The following is an 18169-nucleotide window of genomic DNA, read 5'->3' as shown; positions in this document are numbered from 1 at the left end:
CGCTACCAGGTCCCGGCACCGGCGAACGACGTCGGTGCCGGGACCAGGCCGAGACGGGTGCGCGCGGCGCCGAGGTCGAGCGTGCGCTCGCGTCCGAGCTGGCTGACCGCGTAGCGGGTCAGCCGCGGCGGGCGGGGACGGCGCAGCGCCCGCGCGGCCCGCTCGGCGGCGGTGGCCACCGGCCAGACCGCCGCGACCGGGACGAACCGGGCCGTCACCGGTTCGCCCAGCTCGGCGAACAGCTCCCGGACCAGCGCGTCGAGGGTGAGCGGCTCCGCGTCGCCGACGTTGTAGACCCCCGGTGGCGCGTCCGGCGAGCAGGCGCGCAGCACGGCCTCGACGAGCGTGTCGACGGCGGTGAGCGTGTGCCGGGTCGATCCGTCCCCGGGCAGCAGCAGCGTCCGCCCGCGCACGGCCTCGCGCAGGCGGGGCAGCAGCGTCGGGTCGCCGGGGCCGTACACGGCGTGCGGTCGCAGGACGACGGTGTCCGGGCGGTGGGTGAGCACGCGCTCGGCGGCGGCCTTGGACGCGGCGTAGGCGTTGAGGTGCCGGGTGCCCGGCCCGTCGGACTCGCGCGCGTGCACGGTCGCGACGAACGGGTCGTACACGCTCGCGGTGGAGACGTGCACCAGCCGGACGCCGGGGAACGTCGCGGCGACGTGCCGGGTGCCCTCGACGTTGGCTATCCGGATCGGCGCGGACGGCCCCCAGTCGGTGACGGCGGCGGCCGCGTGCACGACGGCGTCGACGGCCGGCGGGTCGGGCAGCGGCCCGCGCGCGATGTCCCAGTATGTGGCGTGCTCGGATCCCGTGACACGGCGGCCGTAGGCGTGCACCGTCCATCCCCGTCCCCGGGCGGCGCGGGCGACGGCGCCCCCGACGAAACCGGTCGCCCCGGTGACGGCCAGCCTCACCGTCGCGCCCGGAACCTCGACCCGGCCCGGGGTGTGCGCGGCGCCGGGACCGGTGCCTCCAGCTGGTGCGCGGCCAGGCGGGTCATCGCCGTCCGGTCCGGCTTGCGGGTGCGGCCGTCGCGCGGCACCGCCGTCACGGTGAGCACCCGGTCCGGCAGCGCGGACGCGTCCATGATCCGGGGCAGGACCTCGCGCACCCGGTCGGCCAGGTCGGCCGGCGCGCCCTGCGCGGGCCGCAGCAGCAGCACCACACGCTCGTCGCCGATGCCGTCGGGCACACCGACGAGGTAGGCCTCGGCGACGCCGGGCAGGTCGGCGATCCCCGGCTCGTACAGGCCGGGGTAGATGTTCGTCGCCCCGCGGATGATCATGTCCTTGGCCCGTCCGACGAGCACGATCCGTCCGGCCTCGATGCGGGCGAGGTCGCCGGTGTCGTGCTCGGTCAGCTCCGGCCCGCCGAGGTGGCCGCGTGCCATGTTCGGGCCGCGGACGAGCAGGTGCCCGTCGTCGTCGACCCGCACCCGCACCCCCGGCAACGGGGCGCCGAGCAGGTCCCCGTCGCCGTCGAACGCGAGCTTCTGGGTCGCCGTGGCGACCGCGACCGGGAGGATCTCGGTCATCCCGTAGACGGCGAGGATCTCGACGCCGGGCAGCAGCGACGACGCCCGGCGCAGCAGCGGGGCCAGCACGGGGGCGGCGCCGACGAGCACCTGGCGCAGCCGCGGCGGCACCGGCAGCACGCCGTCGGCGATCCGGTCGAGCAGCGCGGAGAGGTCGGCCGGAACGAGGAACGTGTGCGTCGCGTCGGTGAGACCGCGGGCGATCTCGTCCGGGTCGCTGCCGGGCGCGAGGCCGTAGGGCGGCATGCTCCAGTGCCCGCTGCCGGTCAGGGCGGGCAGTCCGAGCAGGAACTGGTCGGTGTGCACGCGGCTGCCCGGCCCGAGCGTGCAGCGCGCGGCCAGGATGTCGAGGGCGGAGCCGAGCGAGCCGCGGGTGTGCACGACCGCCCGCGGCGACGCGGTCGTCCCGGCGGTGAAGACGACGACGGCGTCCTGCTCCGGCGCGTACCGCACGGGCGTGCCGGGCGGCTCCGGGATCCCGACCGGGCGCTGCAGGTCGGACAGGGCGAGCGCCCCGCGCGGGACGCCCGGCAGCCACCGTCCGGTGTGGACGTGCCGGACGGGCAGCGCGGCGTAGTCCGGCAGCAGCACGCCGCGGCGCCGGGCCAGCGGGCGCAACGGGCGTCGTCCCACGGTGTAGAGCATCGACTCGGCCGCGGCCCACCGGGCGCGGGCGAGCCCGGTCCGGGCGGCGAACAGCTCCGGTCCCACGCCCGGGTCGAGGAACACGACGCAGCCACCGGCGGCGACCACGCCGAGGGCGAGCACGACCGAGTCCGGTCCGGGGCGCACCGAGAACAGCATCCGCTTGCCCGGCGCGAACCCGGCCTCCCGCAGACGCGACGCCACGGCGACGATGCGCGTCGACAGCTCGCGGTGGGTCAGGGTCGCACCGTCCGGGCCGGTCAGCGCCGGTGCCGCCGGGTGCTCCCGTGCCGCGTCGAGCAGGGCGGCGACGACGTCGGGCCGGTCAGCCATGCCCGACCACCAGCTCCCGGTAACCGGGCACCAGCACCTGCCGGGCCACGCGGCGGCGCAGCACCCGCACCGGTCGTTCCCGGTGCGCGTCGAGGACGGCGGTGCGCAGTGCCCGGATCTGCGCCGTCGCGAGCGGCATGCCGAGGCAGAAGTGGGGGCCGGCGCCGAACCAGAGGTTCCGGACCGCGGGGGGATGCGGGCGCTGCGGATCGAAGCCGCCGGTGGCCCGGGCCGCGGACACGGTGGCGATCACGACGCGGTCGCCGGGACGGACCTCGGTGTCCCCGACGACGCCGGGCCGGGCGACGCTGCGCAGCATGACCGGGGATGGTGCCACGACGCGCAGGGCCTCGGTGGTCACCGTCTCGGCCGTGTCGGGGTCGGCGGCCACCGCGTCCAGGAGACCCGCGTCGTGCACGAGCGCGACCAGGCGCGGGACGAACGACACGACGGTCTCGGTGCCGGTCAGCGCGAACGCCGCCACCGCGCCGCGGGCCTCCTCCTCGTCGAGGCCCAGCGCCCGCATCCGCCCGGGGACGGTCGACGGGTCGCCCTCGCGGTAGGCCGCGACGGCCGGTGCGGTCAGCGTCGCGAGCGCGGCCCGGGCCCTCGTGACCTGACGCGTGGTGAGCGACGGACGCCCGAGCCGCACCATCCCGGTCAGCGCCCGGGCGGCGTCCAGGGCCGGGCCGGGCGGCCCGAACCCGCCGCTCCGTGTGTCCGCCCGCGCGGGTCCGGCCGCCGTGCCGCCGCGCCCGGATGCGCCGGTGCGGGTCTCGGCGGGCTCCCCCAGGCCGACCAGCTCCGCGATCGCCGCCCCGGCCATCGACGCGGTCGCGGCGACCAGGTCGACCTCCTCCCCCGCGACCAGACGCCGGCGCACCAGCTCCGGCACCGCGGACGCGGCGACCAGCTCCTCGACCGCGCGCGGCGTGAACAGCTCGGACAACGCCGTGCGCAGCCGCGCGTGGTCGGGTCCCTCCATGTTCAGCAGCACCGACGGCCCGACCACCGGCGTCCACAGCGCCGCCGGCGACCCGGGGCCGGTCTTGCGGAACGCCGACGGGTCGCCGAGCACCGCGCGCGCCACGGCGGCGTCGCTGACCACGACGCCGACCCGCGGCACCCGCACCACCGGCCCGAGCCGGGCCAGCCCGCGCAGCAGCGGGTAGCCGAGGGGGTGCGCGGCGAGCTGGACCCGGCGCTCCCACCGGTCCGCCCGCCTCGTCGGGTGAGCCGTCACCGGATGTCCACGTGCGCGGGCCGGTAGCGGTGGTCGGCGTACCAGCCCAGCGTCCGGACCAGCCCCCACGCGCGCACCCGGCGGCTCGACGCGGACACGACGACGTCGCGCCGCGACACGACGTGCGCACTGAGCGGGCGCGCGGCGTTAACCAGTGCGCGGTCCTCGTGCAGGTCCTGGATCCGGGTGCGCGGGAACCCGCCCGCGGCGAGGTAGAGCTCCGCGGTGACGGCCATGTTGCAGCCCGGCGCCATCACGTACCCGCCGCGTGCGCCGGGGACCCGGTTCCCGGGGCGGAGGCGTCCGAACGCCGCCGCCAGCTCCAGCGCGCCGGTCATCGCCGTCCGCCTCCACCACGCCACGCCCTCGTCGGTGCGCGGGCGCAGGCGGCCGCCGACCAGCTCGTCACCGCGGGCGAACGCGGCCCGCACGCGGGCGGTCCAGTCCGGGGCGGGCAGGCAGTCGGCGTCGGTGCGCGCCAGCCACCGGGCCCCGGCGGCGATCGCGTGCCGCATGCCGGTGTCCGCGGCCGCGCCGGTCCCCCGCTGCGGCTCGTGCACGACGTCGACCCGCACCAATGGGTGCGCCTCCGCGAAGCGCCGCACCACCCCGGCCGTGCCGTCGGTGCTGGCGTTGTCCACCACGACCAGCGCGAACCCGCGGTCGGTCTGCGCGGCCAGCGCGGCGAGCGTGGCGCCGATCCCGGCGGCCTCGTCGAACGCGGGGACGACCACCCAGAGGTCCGGGCCACCGGGGCCGGGCGTCACAGCCGCACCACGATCAGCCCGAGGCTGACCCCGCCGGCCAGCCCGACGAGCCCGACCAGGTCACCGGGGCCGGCCCGTCCGGACTCGCGGGCGCGGGCGAGCTGCAACGGCAGGCTCGCCGCGGCGCAGTTGCCGTGCTCGGCGACGGTCACCACGAGCTTGTCGCGCGGCACCCCGGCCCGGTCGGCGAACACCTCGAGGTAGGGCAGCGACACCTGGTGCACGCCGACGACGGCGAGGTCGTCCCATCCCAGGCCGGCCCCGGCGAGGGTGCGGTCGAGGATCCCGGTGCCCAGAGCCAGGAACGCCTTCTTCAGCGCGGCGGCGTCGAGGGTGAAGTAGGTGTGCTCGGGGTCGCGAGGGTGCATCGAGCCGCCGGTGGCCAGCGTCCCGGCCGCCCAGTGCCGGGAGTCCGCGGCGAACCCGGAGGCGAGGATCCCGGGCGTCTCCGCGGCGGTGAGCAGGACGGCCGCGCCGGCGTCGGAGAGCGTGTAGCCGGGCAGCGCGCGCAGGAACTCCCGCAGTGACGCGACGTCGCGCCGCACCGCCCGCGACGGCGACTCCCCGCACGCCACCAGCACCGTGCGGTAGCGCCCGGTGGCGATCAGCGCGTCGGCGGTCTCGATCCCGTTGAGGACGCTGTTGCAGGCGTTCTTGACGTCCATCACCGGGCAGGACACGCCCAGCTTCGCCGCGACGATGTGCGCGGTCGCGGGCTCCACCAGGTCCTGGCTGGCCGCGGCGAAGATCAGGAGATCGACCTCGTCCGGCGACGTCCCGGTCGCGGCGAGGACCTTCCGGGCGGCGGCGACGGCCAAGTCGGACGCCTGCTCGTCGGCGTCCATGACGTGCCGCGCGGCGATCCCGGTGAGCCGGTGCAGCAGGCCGGGCGGCGGCCGGAACGGGCCCACCCACGCCTCGAGCTCGGCGGTGGGCACCCGCCGCGACGGCAGGTGCACCTCGACCCCGGCCACTCGCGCGCCCACCGCCACCCCCGTCGGTTCCTGTGCCACACCCCGACTCTAGGAAGCGTGATCCTCTCCACGCCTGCGTCGAACTACCGATACCGGGCGTTACGCCCGTACTCGTGGAGCCTCCGTGCGGCGGCACCGCACGGAGGCTCCACGAGTGGGGTGACTCAGCGGTCGGCGAGCTCGCGGGTGGGCTCGGCGGCGGCCGTCGGACCGCCGGGCGTCGAGCCGGTGACCGGAGCGGCGTCGAGGTCGGCCGGCTCCACCTCGCCGCGGGCGACCCGCTCGTCGAGGAGGCCCTCCTGGCTCGCGACGACGACCGGGACGGTGATCTGCCCGGCGACGTTCGTCGCGGTGCGCATCATGTCCAGGATCGGGTCGATGCCGTAGACGACGGCGATCCCGACCGCGATCACCTGCGGCGGCATCCCGATCGCGCCCAGGGTCAGCGTGAGCATCGTGAACCAGCCGGTCGTCCCGGCCGTGGCCAGCGCGCCGAACACGGCGACGGCGACGATCACGAGGTACTGCCACGCGGCCAGCTGCACGCCGGTGACGTGCGCGATGAAGATCGTGGCCAGCGCCGGGTAGATCGCGGCGCAGCCGTCCATCTTCGTGGTGCTGCCCAGCGGGACGGCGAAGCCGGCGTAGCCCGGGTCCACCCCGAGGTCGACGGCGGCGCGGCGGGACAGCGGCAGCGACGCGCTCGACGAGCGGGACACGAACGCGAACTGCAACGTCGGCCAGGTGACGGCGAAGAACCGGCGCGGGCTGACGCCGGCGACGTAGCGCAGCAGGATCGGGTAGACGACGAACAGCACCAGCGCGCAGCCGACGTAGACGGTCACGATCAGGCCCAGCAGCGACTGCACGAACCCGGTGCCGTAGCTGGCGAACGCGTTGCCGATCAGGCCGAGCACGCCGATCGGGGCCAGCTTCACGATCCAGCCGATGATCTTCTGGATGATCTCGAACGCGGAGCGGGTGAACGCCACGAAGGGCTCCGCCCGGTCACCGAGCGCGTAGGCCGCGATGCCGATCAGCAGCGCGAGGAACACGACCTGCAGGATCTCGCCCTCGGAGAAGGCGCTGAAGAAGTTCTCCGGGATCAGCCCGGACAGGACCGAGTCCCAGGACCCCTGCGTCCGGCCCTGGACGGTGGCCAGCGACTCCGGGTCGGCCGCGACGGTCACGCCCGCACCGGGACGGGCGATCAGCCCGATCCCGATGCCGATCAGGACCGCGATCAGCGAGGTGCCGGCGAACCAGGCCACGGTCCGGCCGCCGAGACGGGCGGCGGTGCGTCCGCCGCCGAGGTTCCGCAGGCTGACGATGCCGACGACGATCGCGGCGAACACCAGCGGCACGACCGTGAGCTGCAGCAGCCCGGTGAACAGGGTGCCGATCGTGTCCAGGCTCGAGGCCAGCCACTCGGCGCCGGTGGCGCGGGCGACCAGACCGAGAACGGCGCCGAGCACGAGCCCGGCGAGGGTGAGGAGGGCGAACGTGCGCGGTCGGGACCAGGCACGGGCCGCACGGGTGATGACAAACATCGGGCAGGCTCCGGAGATCGGATGCGGTCAGGGACGGGGCGGTGACCCCGGACAGCCGCTCGACCGCCGTCGTCCGTAATCGATGACACGGCGACGCGTCAGACCCTCACCCACAGCACTCCCCCACACTCCCGGCCACAACATCCCGCTCGCCGGCTCCCATTCCAGCCTGTAACGAGCGGCACTCTCGTCGGATCGGTTGCGACGAGAGTGCCGCTCACCGGGGTGGAACGGGGTCAGCGGGCCAGGAAGCCGCCGTCGACCGGGTAGTAGGCGCCGGTCACGAAGGACGCGGCGTCGCTGGCCAGGAACGCGGTGACGGCGGCGACCTCCTCCGGGCGGCCCAAGCGCTGCGGCGCATGGCGGGCCTCGATGTCGGCGCGCGCCGCGGCGTCGATCCGCCCGGCCAGGAGCGGGGTGTCGATGTAGCCGGGCCCGACGGCGTTGACGCGGATGCCGTCGGCGGCGTGCTCCCACGCGGCGGCCTTCGTGAGCCCGACGACGCCGTGCTTGGCCGCGACGTAGGACCCGCTGTTCGGTGAGCCGACCTGCCCCAGCACCGACGCGATCGAGACGATCGACCCGCCGGCCCCGGCCGCACGCATCGCCCGCACCGCGGAGCGCATCGTGTGGAACACCCCGTCCAGGTTCACACCGATCACGTGCTGCCAGGACGCGTCGGACCCGTCACCGGTCGGCGCCGGGTCGCTCGCGACACCGGCGTTGAGCACCGCGATGTCGAGACGTCCGAACTCGGCGGCGACGGACCGCATCGCCGCCTCCACCGCGTCCGGGTCGACGACGTCGACGACCGCCCCGTGGTGCCGCGCGCCCAGCGAGGCGCGCGCGGACTCGACCCGGCCGGCGTCGAGATCCCACACCGAGACCGCGGCTCCGGAATGGGCCAGGGCCTGCGCGCAGGCGAGCCCGATCCCGGACGCGCCACCGGTCACGACGGCCACCCTGCCGCCGAGCTGAAAGTCGATCATCCGATTTCCCTCTTTCCCCGGGCCTCGCCGCCCGACCGATTCCGGATCATTCCGGCATGACCTTTTGGTCTGTTTCGCACGACGACCGACGACGCGTCAATGCCTTCCGCCGGGAATTCCCGAGGGTGGATGTGCCGTTGTCGACAGCGACGCCGAAAAGTACTGGACCTGAACCGCGGTCGAGGTCATACGGTCGTTCGACGAACCGGGCGACACCGTTGTCGTCCTTCCCGAGTACGTCCGATCGAGAAGGACCCCCATGACCACTTCGGCCCGCCGCTGGTGGATTCTCGCCGTGATCGGTATCGCCCAGCTCATGGTGATCCTGGACAACACCATCGTGAACATCGCGCTGCCCTCGGCGCAGATGGACCTGGATTTCAGCGACCCGCAGCGGCAGTGGATCGTCACCGCCTACGCGCTGTCGTTCGGCAGCCTGCTGCTTCTCGGCGGGCGCCTGGCGGACGTGTTCGGACGCCGCGGCGCGTTCATGACCGGGCTCGTCGGTTTCGCCGTCGCGTCCGTCCTCGGCGGCCTGAGCCCGAACTTCGAGGTGCTGGTCGCGGCTCGGGTGCTGCAGGGCGTGTTCGGGGCCCTGCTCGCCCCGGCCGCGCTGTCGCTGCTCACGACGACGTTCCCGGGCGGTAAGGACCGGGCCACGGCGTTCGGCGTGTTCAGCGCCCTCGCCGGCTCCGGCGCCGCGGTCGGGCTGCTGCTCGGCGGCGCACTCACCGAGTACGTCGACTGGCGCTGGTGCATGTACGTCAACGCCGTCTTCGCCGTCGCCGCGCTGGTCGGCGCCCTGACCTTCATGCCGAAGGTCCCGGCACCGGAGAACCGGCCCCAGCTCGACATCACCGGCACGATCCTGGCCAGCGCGGGACTGTTCGGCCTGGTCTACGGGCTGGGCAGCGCCGAGACCGACGGCTGGTCGTCGCTCCCGGTGTACGCGTTCCTGGCTGCCGGGGTGGTGCTGCTGACCGTGTTCGTCATCGTCCAGCGCCGCGTCCGGTCCCCGCTGCTGCCGTTGCGGGTGCTGCTCGACCGCTACCGCGGCGGGTCGTTCCTGACGATCCTCACGCTCACCCTCGGCATGTTCTCACTGTCGCTGTTCCTGACCTACGTGCTGCAGCAGAACCTCGGCTTCTCCCCGATGCTCTCCGGCGTCGCGTTCCTGCCGATGGTGGCGAGCATCGTGCTCACCTCGACGACGCTGCCGCGGGTGGTGCTGCCGCGGACCGGGCCCAAACCGTTGATCATCGTGGGCCTGCTGCTCGCGTCCGGCGCGATGTTCTGGCTCTCGTTCCTCGACTCCGGCTCCACCTACGCCGGATCCATCGCCGGACCGATGGTCATGATGGGCCTGGGCATGGGCACCGCGATGTCCACCTCGATCAACACCGCGACGCTGGGCGTCGAGCCGCGGGACGCCGGGGTCGCCTCGGCCACGGTGAACACGATGCAGCAGGTGGGCGGCTCGGTCGGCACCGCGCTGCTGTCGAGCGTCGCCGGCACGGCGGGGGCGGCCTACGTCGTCACCGCCGGGGAGTCGCCGCTGGACGCGACGCTGCACGGCTACGCGGTCGCGTTCCTGGTGACGTCGGTGGTGTTCGTGGTCGCGGCCGTGGTCTGCGGCTCGATCGTCCCGTCCGGCCGCCCGCACCGGGTCCGGACCGACGCTGAGGAGGCGGCGGACGCCACGGCCGCCGCAGCCACGAGCGACGCAGCCACCTCCGACGCGGCGACGGCCGACGGTGGCGGCACCGACGGCTCGACGGCCTCGCCCGCTCCGGGCCCGGACCCGGCGTTCGAGCCGGTCGTGCCCGGACGTGTCACTGAGCCCGGTCCGGCACTGGTCGGTCAGGTGCACGGGACGACCGAGGCCACCGCCGGCACGGTGCTGACCCTGATCGACGCGACGAACGGTCGTCAGGTCGCCCGCGCCGTCACCGAAGCCGACGGCCGCTACCGCCTCGACGCGCCCCGTCCGGGCAGCTACACCGTCGTCGCCCGGGCACCCGGGCACCGGCCGGTGGCCGAGCGCCACTCGCTGACCGCCGAGGCCCAGGAGGTCCCCGTCCGCCTGGAGCCGCTCGCGACGCTCCCGGCCTGACCGCACCGACGATCCGCACCCGCTGCACGGGGTGCGGATCGCGGTCAGGGGTGCGGATCGCGCCGGGTGACCAGCGCAGGGGTGATCGGGGCCGGGGTGATCGGGGCCGGGGTCAGAACCACTCGTCGCGGACGTCGAGGGTGGTGCGGTCCAGGGACGCCAGCAGGTCCAGCTGCGGGCCGACCTTCGGAAGTTCGTACCGCAGGAAGTAGCGGGCGGCGGCGCGCTTGCCGTCGTAGAAGTCGCCGTCGTGACCGTCCGCGGCCAGGAACTGCTCCACCCACATCCACGCGACGACGACGTGCCCGACGGCCTCCAGGTAGACCGAGGAGTTCGCCAGCGTGACGGCCGGGTCCCCGGCCGCCCACAGCGCCGCGGTGACCTCGCCGACCCGCGCCACGGCGGCGTCGAGGGCCCCGGCCAGCTCCTCGGACTCGCCGCCGGCGCCCCGGGCGCGGGCGACCGTCTCGCCGATCGTCGTGGTGAGCAGCTCCAGCCCGGCGCCCCCGGACATGACCACCTTGCGTCCCAGCAGGTCCAGGCCCTGGATGCCGTGCGTGCCCTCGTGGATGGCGTTGAGCCGGTTGTCGCGGTAGAGCTGCTCGACGTCGTACTCGCGGGTGTAGCCGTAGCCGCCGAGGATCTGGATGGCCAGGTCGTTCGCGGCCAGGCACCACTGCGACGGCCAGCTCTTCGCGACCGGGGTCAGCACCTCGAGCAGGAGGTTGGCCCGGGACCGGTCGTCGTCGGTCTCGCCGGTCGTCTCCTCGTCGAGCAGCCGCCCGCAGTACAGGTTCAGCGCCAGGGCGCCCTCGACGTAGGACTTCGCCGCGAGCAGCATCCGCCGGACGTCGGCGTGGGCGATGATCGGCACCTGCGGCGACGTCGGGTCCTTGGCCCCGGCGAGGCGGCCCTGCGGACGGGTACGGGCGTAGTCGAGGGCGGTGAGGTACCCGGCGTAGCCGAGCGCGGTGGCGCCCGCCCCGACCCCGACGCGGGCCTCGTTCATCATGTGGAACATGTAGGACAGGCCCCGGTGGGGCTCGCCGACGAGGTACCCGACCGCGCCCGGCTCGCCACCCGGCGTCGAGCGTCCCTCACCGAAGTTCAGCAGCGTGTTGACGGTGCCGCGGTAGCCCATCTTGTGGTTCAGCCCGGCCAGCGCGACGTCGTTGCGCTCCCCGTTCTCCAAGATCCTGGGGACGACGAACAGCGAGATGCCCTTCACCCCGGCCGGTCCGCCGGGGATCTTGGCCAGCACCAGGTGCACGATGTTCTCGCTCAGGTCGTGCTCTCCGCCGGAGATCCACATCTTGTTGCCGGTCAGCCGGTGGGTGCCGTCGTCGCGGGGCTCGGCGCGGGTGGTGACGTCGGCCAGCGACGACCCGGCCTGCGGCTCGGACAGGCACATCGTGCCGAAGTAGCGGCCCTCGACCATGGGCGTCACCCAGGTCTCGATCTGCTCCGGGGTCCCGTGCGCGCGCAGCAGGTTCGCCGCGGCGATGGTCAGGAACGGGTAGGCCGCGGTGCCGACGTTGGCGGCGTGGAACCAGGCGAAGCACGCCTGCGCGACGACGGCCGGCATCTGAAGCCCGCCGACCGAGGAGTCCATCCCGGCACCGACGATCCCGGTCTCGGCGAACACCTCGAGCGCGGCCTTGACCTCGGACGGGATCGTCACCGTCTCGCCGTCGAACGTCGGCTCGGCCGAGTCGGAGATCTTGCGGTGGGTGGCGAAGTGCTCGGTGGCGACGTCGGTGGCCAGGTCGAGCGCGGCGTCGAACGTGTCGCGGCCGTGCTCGGCGAAGCGTTCCCGCTTGGTCAGCGACTCGACGTCGAGCCACTCGTAGAGCAGGAAGTCCAGGTCACGACGGGAGAGCAGCAGCGAACGCACCCCTCAACGATGTCACGGCGGCGCCGGGATCGCCTCGCCACATCGCTCACACACCGTCGGCGGATCCTCGACCGCGAACAGCCCGCACTCGGGGCAGACCCGGCTCGACCAGCAGGCCGGGTCACCGCCCTCGTCGTCCGGTGCTGCCACCCGTCCACGGTAGGGCACGGTCGTGCGCGGATATCGCTGCCGGAGCGGTGATATCCGCGCACGGGTGTGTCAGCGCGGTGTGCCGGGCCGGCGCCAGCGGCCGGTGATCGCCAGGACGTAGCCCGGCGTCTGGATACCGGCGAAGAGGATCTTCCCGTCGGTGGAGAACGTGGGTCCGGCGAACTCGCTGTCGTTGAGGTCGTTGCGCGCCAGGGCGTAGGACTTCCCCTGGTCGGTGACGCCGACGAGGTGCTGCACGCCCTCGCCGTCCTCGGAGACCACGACCCCGCCGTACGGCGAGACGGTGATGTTGTCCGGCCCGTCGAAGTTCGTGCCGTCGGAGTCCGGGTCCTCGTTCACCGTGAAGATGGTCTTGAGGGTGATCTGCCTGCGCGCGGGCTCGTAGAACCAGATCTGGCCGTCGTGGGCGTTCTTGCTGCCGTCGTCGAGGCGGGCGTAGCTGGAGACGATGTAGGCGCCGCCGTCGCCCCACCAGGCGCCCTCGAACTTGCGGGCGCGGGTGACGCGGTCCTCGGGCAGCTGCTTGCGGGTCGACGTCGACGCGGCGAGGCGGTCCGGCACGTCGACCCACTCGACGCTGTAGCGCGTGCCCGGCTGGGTGGCCTCGGACAGGTCGCGGACGTGCTGGCTGCCGCGCAGGCAGCGCATCGCCTGCAGGGTGCCCGCGGTGTCGCCGACGGTCTCGGCGAGGTTCTTGAGCTCCCACTTGCGGCCGCGGAAGCCCTTCGGCGGCTCCCAGCGGTAGAGCAGGCCGTTCGGGCCGGACGCGTCCTCGGTCAGGTAGATCGACTTCGTGCGCGGGTCGACGGCGACGGCCTCGTGCGAGAACCGGCCGAGGAACTTCAGCGGGACGGGGCTGTTGCCCTTGTTCTCGGCGCCGACCGGGCTGACCTCGAAGACGAACCCGTGGTCCTTCGTGAGCGCGCCGCCGGCCTTGGCCTCGGTCTCCTCGCACGTGAGCCACGTGCCCCAGGGAGTCTCGCCGCCCGCGCAGTTGTTGTGCGTCCCGGCGACGCTGACGTACTCGCCGGTCCGCTTCCCGGAGCGGTCGACGGTGATGTTGGTGGTGCCGCCGCCGGCGCCCGGGTCGTAGGTGAGCCCGTCGCGGGTGGGGACCCGGTGCGGCTCGTCGCCGCCGATCTCGTGGTTGTTGACCAGCACGAACCCGCCGCGGTCAGGGAAGCAGGCGGTGCCGTCGGTGTCGCTGGGGGTCGGCTCGCCGCCGTCGGTGAGCTTCGTGACGCCCGCCTGGGCGACGACGGTGTAGGCGAAGCCCGCCGGCAGGGCCAGGACGTTCTTCGGGTCGTCGACCAGCGGGCCGTAGCCGGCCGGGGCCCGGGTGGGTGACGCGGACGCCGTCGTCCCGGCGATCGCGTCGATGCTGCCGGCGATGGCGATACCCATGCCGGCGACGGCGGAGGCGCGCAGGACATTGCGGCGCGTGGTGCCCGACGCCGTCGTGTCCGGAGTGGTGGTGGTGTCCGGTGTGGTGGAACCGGACCGATCGTGCAGGGAGGTCATGCGTCCTCTTTCGGGTGAATCGGAGGCGACGCGTGACTCCACCCCACCCGGCCGAACGCCCGGCCTCCCGGCGGTGAACCTCCGGTGGGCCCGATCATGAACAGCTGGGGTCGGCCCGCGCGCGCCCGACACGCGGACCGACCCGGCACCTCACCCGTCCGTGACGGTGTGGGCTCAGCCGGTGGCGACCACGGGCGCGCGCACGTCGCCGAGCGCGTCCAGCACGCGCGACGACACGACCTCGCGGTAGGCCTCCGCGCTGCCCAGCAGGGCGGCGTCGGCGATGGCGCGCTTGTAGTACAGGTGCGCCTGGTGCTCCCAGGTGAACCCGATGCCGCCGTGCATCTGGATCGCGTCCGCGGCGATCCGGTAGCAGGCCTCCGAGCACGTCGACTGCGCGATCGCGACGGCCAGCTCCGGGTCGTCGAGCGACGGGTCCTGCACCGCCCAGGCCGCGTGGTAGGCCGTCGAGCGGGCGTGCTCCACCGCGACCAGCATGTCCGCGCAGCGGTGCTTGACCGCCTGGAACGACCCGATCGGACGGCCGAACTGCAGCCGCTCCTTCGCGTAGGCGACGGTGATGTCGAGCAGGTGCTGGGCGATCCCGACCTGCTCGGCGGCGAGCAGCACCCCGGCGACGGCGTAGGCGTGCCGGATCGCGCGGTCGGCTCCGGCACCGGAGGCGACCACCCGGCCCTGGGCCCCGTCGAGGTCGACGCGGGCATGCCGGCGGGTCAGGTCCAGCGACCCGCGCACGGTGATCCGGGCGTCGGCGGACTCCACCGCGACCAGTACCGGGCCGTCCGGGCCCGATGCGGCGACGAGCAGGACGTCGGCCGCACCGGCGTCCGGGACCTGCTCGACGGTGCCCGAGAGCGTCGTCCGCTCCCCCGCACCACTGGACGCGATCGTCGTCGCGGACGGGTCGTAGGGCGCGAACAGCGCACCGACGAACGCCGCGGTGCGGGTGCCCTCGGCCAGCGCGGGCAGCAGCTCGTCGCGCACCGGGCCGGCGGGTGCCGCGACCAGGGCCGGGATCGCCAGCCCGACGGTGCCCAGCAGCGGGCCGCAGAACAGCGCCGCGCCCAGCTCCTCGGCCGCGATCGCCTGGTCCACCAGCCCGGCCCCGGCGCCGCCGAGGTCCTCCGGCACGGCCAGCGCGAGAGCGCCCAGCTCGGAGCCGAGACGGCCCCACAGCGCGCGGTCGTAGCCGAGGTCGGTCTCGATCAGGCGGCGCACGGTCGCCTCGTCGCTCTGCCGTTCGACGAACCGGCGCAGGCCCGTGCGCAGCTCGTTCTGCTCGGCGGAGAAGTCGAACTCCGGGGTCGACGGCACGGTCGCCTGCACCGTGGGCTCCTCGGGCACGGCGGGGCGCACCGGCTCGTCGCCGCTCGCCGGGACGGAGGGGGTCTTGTCGTCGTCGTTCTCAGCCACGGGGCACCTCGCGCCAGGGTCGGTCGGAGTCGGCACGCATGTCGCCGGGCAGGCCCAGCACGCGTTCGCCGAGGATGTTGCGCATCACCTCGGACGTGCCGCCCTCGATGGTGTTCGCGCGCGAGCGCAGGAAGCGCTGCTGCAGGGTCGCGCCGGGGTCGTGACCGATCCGGTCGGCGCGGCGCAACGTGTAGTCGTCGTAGAGCAGGGCCTCCGGGCCGAGCAGGTCCATGCAGAACTCGTAGACGTCCTGGTTGAGCTCGGCCGCGACCAGCTTGGACACCGAGCCCTCCGGGCCGGGCTGACCTTTCGTCGCGGTGCGGCGGGCGCGGGCCAGGGTCAGCCGGTGCGCCTCGGTCTTCGTCCAGAGGGCCGAGAGACGGTCACGCAGCACGGGGGTGCGCCGCTCGGGCATCGCCGACCAGAGGCCGAGCGCCTCGGCGATCGGGCCGGTCCCGCGCTTGCCGGCGACACCGCCGATCGCAGTGCGCTCGTTCATCAGCGTGGTGATCGCGACCTTCCACCCCGCACCGACCTCGCCGAGCCGGTTGGCGTCCGGGATCCGGGCGTCGTTGAGGTAGACCTCGTTGAACTCGGCCTGCCCGGTCATCTGCCGCAGCGGGCGCACGTCGACGCCGGGCTGGTGCATGTCGAGCACGAAGTAGGTCAGCCCGCGGTGCTTGGGCTGGTCCGGGTCGGTCCGGGCGACGACCATGCCCCAGCGCGAGACGTGCGCCAGCGTCGTCCAGACCTTCTGGCCGTTGAGCACCCACTCGTCGCCGTCGCGGACGGCCGTGGTCGCCAGCCCGGCGACGTCGGAGCCGGCGCCGGGCTCGCTGAAGAGCTGGCACCAGATGTCCTCGCAGGTCGCGAGCGGGCGGAGCCAGTCGCGGGCCTGCTCGGTGCTCTGCGCGTACTCGACGACGGTCGGGGCGCCCATGCCGTAGCCGATCGGGTTGAGCGCGAAGCCGCGCGGCCCGCCGGCGTCGACGACGATGCCGTCCACGATGGACTGCAGGCCCCGCGACAGTCCGAGCCCGCCGAGTCCCTCCGGGAAGCTGACCCAGGCCAGCCCCGCGTCGAACAGCGCGCCGAGCAGCTCCTCGCTGGGCACCGACCGGGGGTCGTGCTCGGCGACGACCTTCCGTGCGGCCTCCTCGACGCGCAACGCGTCGGAGGTGGTTGTGGACGTTCCTGGGCTCATCGTCGAACTCCGACCTCACGTCGCCTGCAGTACGTCGTCGAACCTATGCGACAGCACCGCTGTCACGCGAGGGCGCCGGTCTCGTCATCAATTTAGACCAGAGGGGGTAATGCAAATTGGTCCGTCTGCGAAACGCGAGGTGACACCACCGGCGGGACCCGCCGGGACGAACACCGCAGCGGCAGAACGGGATCCCAACATGACGACGCAGTGGCACCAGGGACAGGGCGGAGCTCCGTACGGCCCGCAGTACGGGTACCAGAACGCGCCCTGGCCGCCGCCTCCGCGGCGCGGCGCCCCGCGGTGGGCGATCGCCGTGATCGCCACCGCGATGGTGCTCGTCCTCGGGCTCGGCGTCGTGATCGTGCTGGCGCTGCTTCCCGGGACCGCGTCGGCGTCCGAGGTGACCCGCGAGCCGGTCGCCACCGCCGGGGCGAACCCGTTCATGCCCGCCGTCGGCACCGACGCCACCGGCGTCACCGCCCCGACCGGCACCGGCGGCACGTTCCGCGCCGACACCGCAGGCCTCTACGGCGGTACCCGCGACGACAGTGCCTGCGACGGGGCGAAGCTCGTCCGCTTCCTGGAGTCGCACCCCGGCGAGGCGGCGGCCTGGGCCGGCGTCCTCGGGATCCGGACCGCGGAGATCGCCGACTACGTCTCCGGTCTGACCCCGGTCGTGCTGCGCGCCGACACTCTCGTCACCAACCACGGCTACGCCTCCGGGCGGGCGACGGTCATGAGTTCGGTGCTGCAGGCCGGGTCCGCGGTGTTCGTCGACGTCTACGGCTCGCCGGTCGTGCGCTGCGCCTGCGGCAACCCGCTGACCGCGCCGACGCTGCTCACGTCCCCGATCTACGTCGGCCCGACCTGGGTGTCGTTCAACCAGACCAACGTGACGGTCGTGCAGACCAGCACCACGATCATCAACGACTACACCCTCGTCGACCCGTGGGAGCGTCGCCCCTTCACCCGCCCGAGCCGCTCCGACGGCACCCGTGACGGCGACTCCACCTACTCGCCGGAGACGTTCACCGGCGGCGGGTTCGACGGCCGTCCGTCCACCGGCGGCGACCCCGGCACCTCGTCCGGTCCCAGCACCTCCCGGGACTCCGGCTCCTCCTCGGACCCGTCCACCACCTCCGGCGACCCGGCCGTGCCGTTCGACCCGAGCACCGCGCGCTTCGTCTGCGACACCTCCGGTCCGGCCCTGGCCCCCGACGGCGCCTCCGGTGGCACCCCCGCCACGGTCGCCGCGACCTCCGCGGCCGACCTGACCAGCGACGGGAAGGACGACACCGCGGTGCTGCTGGAGTGCGCCTCCGGTACGGGGTCGGGGTCGGGCGAACCCATCCAGGACGTGCAGGTCTTCGGCTCCGACGGCACGCAGCTCGGCTCGCTCGGCTCGCCGCAGGCACCCGCCGGCAGCACGGTCACCCCGCGGTTCGACCCGTCGACGTTCACCCTGTCGCCCGGCTCGCTGCAGACCGGCATGGACGTCTTCGCCCCGGCCGACACGACCACGCCGACGCTGTCGCAGACCTGGACCTGGGACTGGAACGGGTCGTCGTTCACGCTCGACCAGTCGACCGTGACGCCGGTCGAGGCGAGCGAGGCCCCGGTCCCGTCGACCCTGCCCGGCACGATCGAGCCGATCGCCCCGGTCGCCCCGTCCTCGTCGTCGGCCCCGAGCTCCTCGCTCGAGGTCCCGACGAGCAGCTCCGGCGCACCGGTCGGCTGAGCCGCCCGCGGGCCGCGGCGAGTGAGCTGTGCTCTGCACACACGGACGCGTCCGGA

14 protein-coding genes are annotated in these 18169 nt (G+C 74.1%); 2 read left to right on the top strand and 12 right to left on the bottom strand.

Features of this window, described 5'->3' with window-relative positions:
• Positions 1-2: 2 nt before the first annotated feature.
• The 7 genes from EV383_RS14300 to EV383_RS14270 all read right to left on the bottom strand — a co-directional run bounded on the left by EV383_RS14300 (position 3) and on the right by EV383_RS14270 (position 8035).
• Entirely contained in the window at positions 3-914 is a 912-nt protein-coding gene (locus tag EV383_RS14300) for an NAD-dependent epimerase/dehydratase family protein (protein WP_130290372.1), read from the bottom strand.
• Positions 911-2512, bottom strand: a complete 1602-nt coding sequence (locus EV383_RS14295; RefSeq protein WP_130290371.1) for a class I adenylate-forming enzyme family protein — start codon at positions 2510-2512, stop codon at positions 911-913. Before EV383_RS14295 ends, EV383_RS14300 begins: the two co-directional genes overlap by 4 nt.
• Positions 2505-3755, bottom strand: coding sequence for a cytochrome P450 (locus tag EV383_RS14290; protein WP_130290370.1), 1251 nt, complete (start codon positions 3753-3755; stop codon positions 2505-2507). The genes EV383_RS14295 and EV383_RS14290 overlap by 8 nt, the downstream gene beginning before the upstream one ends.
• Positions 3752-4522, bottom strand: a complete 771-nt coding sequence (locus EV383_RS14285) for a glycosyltransferase family 2 protein (RefSeq protein WP_130290369.1) — start codon at positions 4520-4522, stop codon at positions 3752-3754. Before EV383_RS14285 ends, EV383_RS14290 begins: the two co-directional genes overlap by 4 nt.
• Entirely contained in the window at positions 4519-5535 is a 1017-nt protein-coding gene (locus EV383_RS14280; RefSeq protein WP_242623096.1) for a 3-oxoacyl-ACP synthase III family protein, read from the bottom strand. The genes EV383_RS14285 and EV383_RS14280 overlap by 4 nt, the downstream gene beginning before the upstream one ends.
• 125 nt (positions 5536-5660) lie before the next feature.
• On the bottom strand, positions 5661-7046 hold the full coding sequence (locus EV383_RS14275) for a dicarboxylate/amino acid:cation symporter (protein ID WP_130290368.1): 1386 nt from the start codon (positions 7044-7046) through the stop codon (positions 5661-5663).
• A gap of 236 nt (positions 7047-7282) precedes the next feature.
• Positions 7283-8035 carry an SDR family NAD(P)-dependent oxidoreductase gene (locus tag EV383_RS14270; protein ID WP_130290367.1) on the bottom strand — a complete coding sequence of 251 codons (753 nt, stop codon included), beginning with the start codon at positions 8033-8035 and terminating at the stop codon, positions 7283-7285.
• A 259-nt stretch (positions 8036-8294) separates the two neighbouring features.
• Between EV383_RS14270 and EV383_RS14265 the strand changes: the two genes are divergently transcribed.
• Positions 8295-10148 carry an MFS transporter gene (locus tag EV383_RS14265; RefSeq protein WP_130290366.1) on the top strand — a complete coding sequence of 618 codons (1854 nt, stop codon included), beginning with the start codon at positions 8295-8297 and terminating at the stop codon, positions 10146-10148.
• A 112-nt stretch (positions 10149-10260) separates the two neighbouring features.
• Here EV383_RS14265 and EV383_RS14260 read toward each other — a convergent pair whose 3' ends face one another.
• The 5 genes from EV383_RS14260 to EV383_RS14245 all read right to left on the bottom strand — a co-directional run bounded on the left by EV383_RS14260 (position 10261) and on the right by EV383_RS14245 (position 16372).
• Positions 10261-12042, bottom strand: a complete 1782-nt coding sequence (locus tag EV383_RS14260; RefSeq protein ID WP_130290365.1) for an acyl-CoA dehydrogenase — start codon at positions 12040-12042, stop codon at positions 10261-10263.
• 12 nt (positions 12043-12054) lie between these two features.
• Entirely contained in the window at positions 12055-12192 is a 138-nt protein-coding gene (locus tag EV383_RS31175; RefSeq protein WP_165438348.1) for a hypothetical protein, read from the bottom strand.
• A gap of 69 nt (positions 12193-12261) precedes the next feature.
• On the bottom strand, positions 12262-13734 hold the full coding sequence (locus EV383_RS14255) for an alkaline phosphatase PhoX (protein ID WP_130290364.1): 1473 nt from the start codon (positions 13732-13734) through the stop codon (positions 12262-12264).
• Positions 13735-13908: 174 nt separating this feature from the next.
• Positions 13909-15168 carry an acyl-CoA dehydrogenase family protein gene (locus tag EV383_RS14250; RefSeq protein ID WP_242623095.1) on the bottom strand — a complete coding sequence of 420 codons (1260 nt, stop codon included), beginning with the start codon at positions 15166-15168 and terminating at the stop codon, positions 13909-13911.
• Complete coding sequence (locus EV383_RS14245) at positions 15161-16372, bottom strand: acyl-CoA dehydrogenase family protein (protein ID WP_130290363.1); 1212 nt, start codon at positions 16370-16372, stop codon at positions 15161-15163. The genes EV383_RS14250 and EV383_RS14245 overlap by 8 nt, the downstream gene beginning before the upstream one ends.
• A 199-nt stretch (positions 16373-16571) precedes the next feature.
• Between EV383_RS14245 and EV383_RS14240 the strand changes: the two genes are divergently transcribed.
• Complete coding sequence (locus tag EV383_RS14240) at positions 16572-18113, top strand: DUF6777 domain-containing protein (RefSeq protein ID WP_130290362.1); 1542 nt, start codon at positions 16572-16574, stop codon at positions 18111-18113.
• Positions 18114-18169 lie beyond the last annotated feature (56 nt).

Source organism: Pseudonocardia sediminis (assembly GCF_004217185.1).
Taxonomy (GTDB): Bacteria; Actinomycetota; Actinomycetes; order Mycobacteriales; family Pseudonocardiaceae; genus Pseudonocardia; species Pseudonocardia sediminis.
Note: the sequence above shows the minus strand (reverse complement) of the source record. Positions and strands in the feature narration are given on the sequence as shown.

Coding starts and splice junctions, on each gene's coding strand:
- EV383_RS14295 (WP_130290371.1), bottom strand. CDS start 2,512: ATGGCTGACCGGCCCGACGTCGTCGCCGCCCTGCTCGACGCGGCACGG.
- EV383_RS14275 (WP_130290368.1), bottom strand. CDS start 7,046: ATGTTTGTCATCACCCGTGCGGCCCGTGCCTGGTCCCGACCGCGCACG.
- EV383_RS14270 (WP_130290367.1), bottom strand. CDS start 8,035: ATGATCGACTTTCAGCTCGGCGGCAGGGTGGCCGTCGTGACCGGTGGC.
- EV383_RS14265 (WP_130290366.1), top strand. CDS start 8,295: ATGACCACTTCGGCCCGCCGCTGGTGGATTCTCGCCGTGATCGGTATC.
- EV383_RS14255 (WP_130290364.1), bottom strand. CDS start 13,734: ATGACCTCCCTGCACGATCGGTCCGGTTCCACCACACCGGACACCACC.
- EV383_RS14245 (WP_130290363.1), bottom strand. CDS start 16,372: ATGAGCCCAGGAACGTCCACAACCACCTCCGACGCGTTGCGCGTCGAG.
- EV383_RS14240 (WP_130290362.1), top strand. CDS start 16,572: ATGACGACGCAGTGGCACCAGGGACAGGGCGGAGCTCCGTACGGCCCG.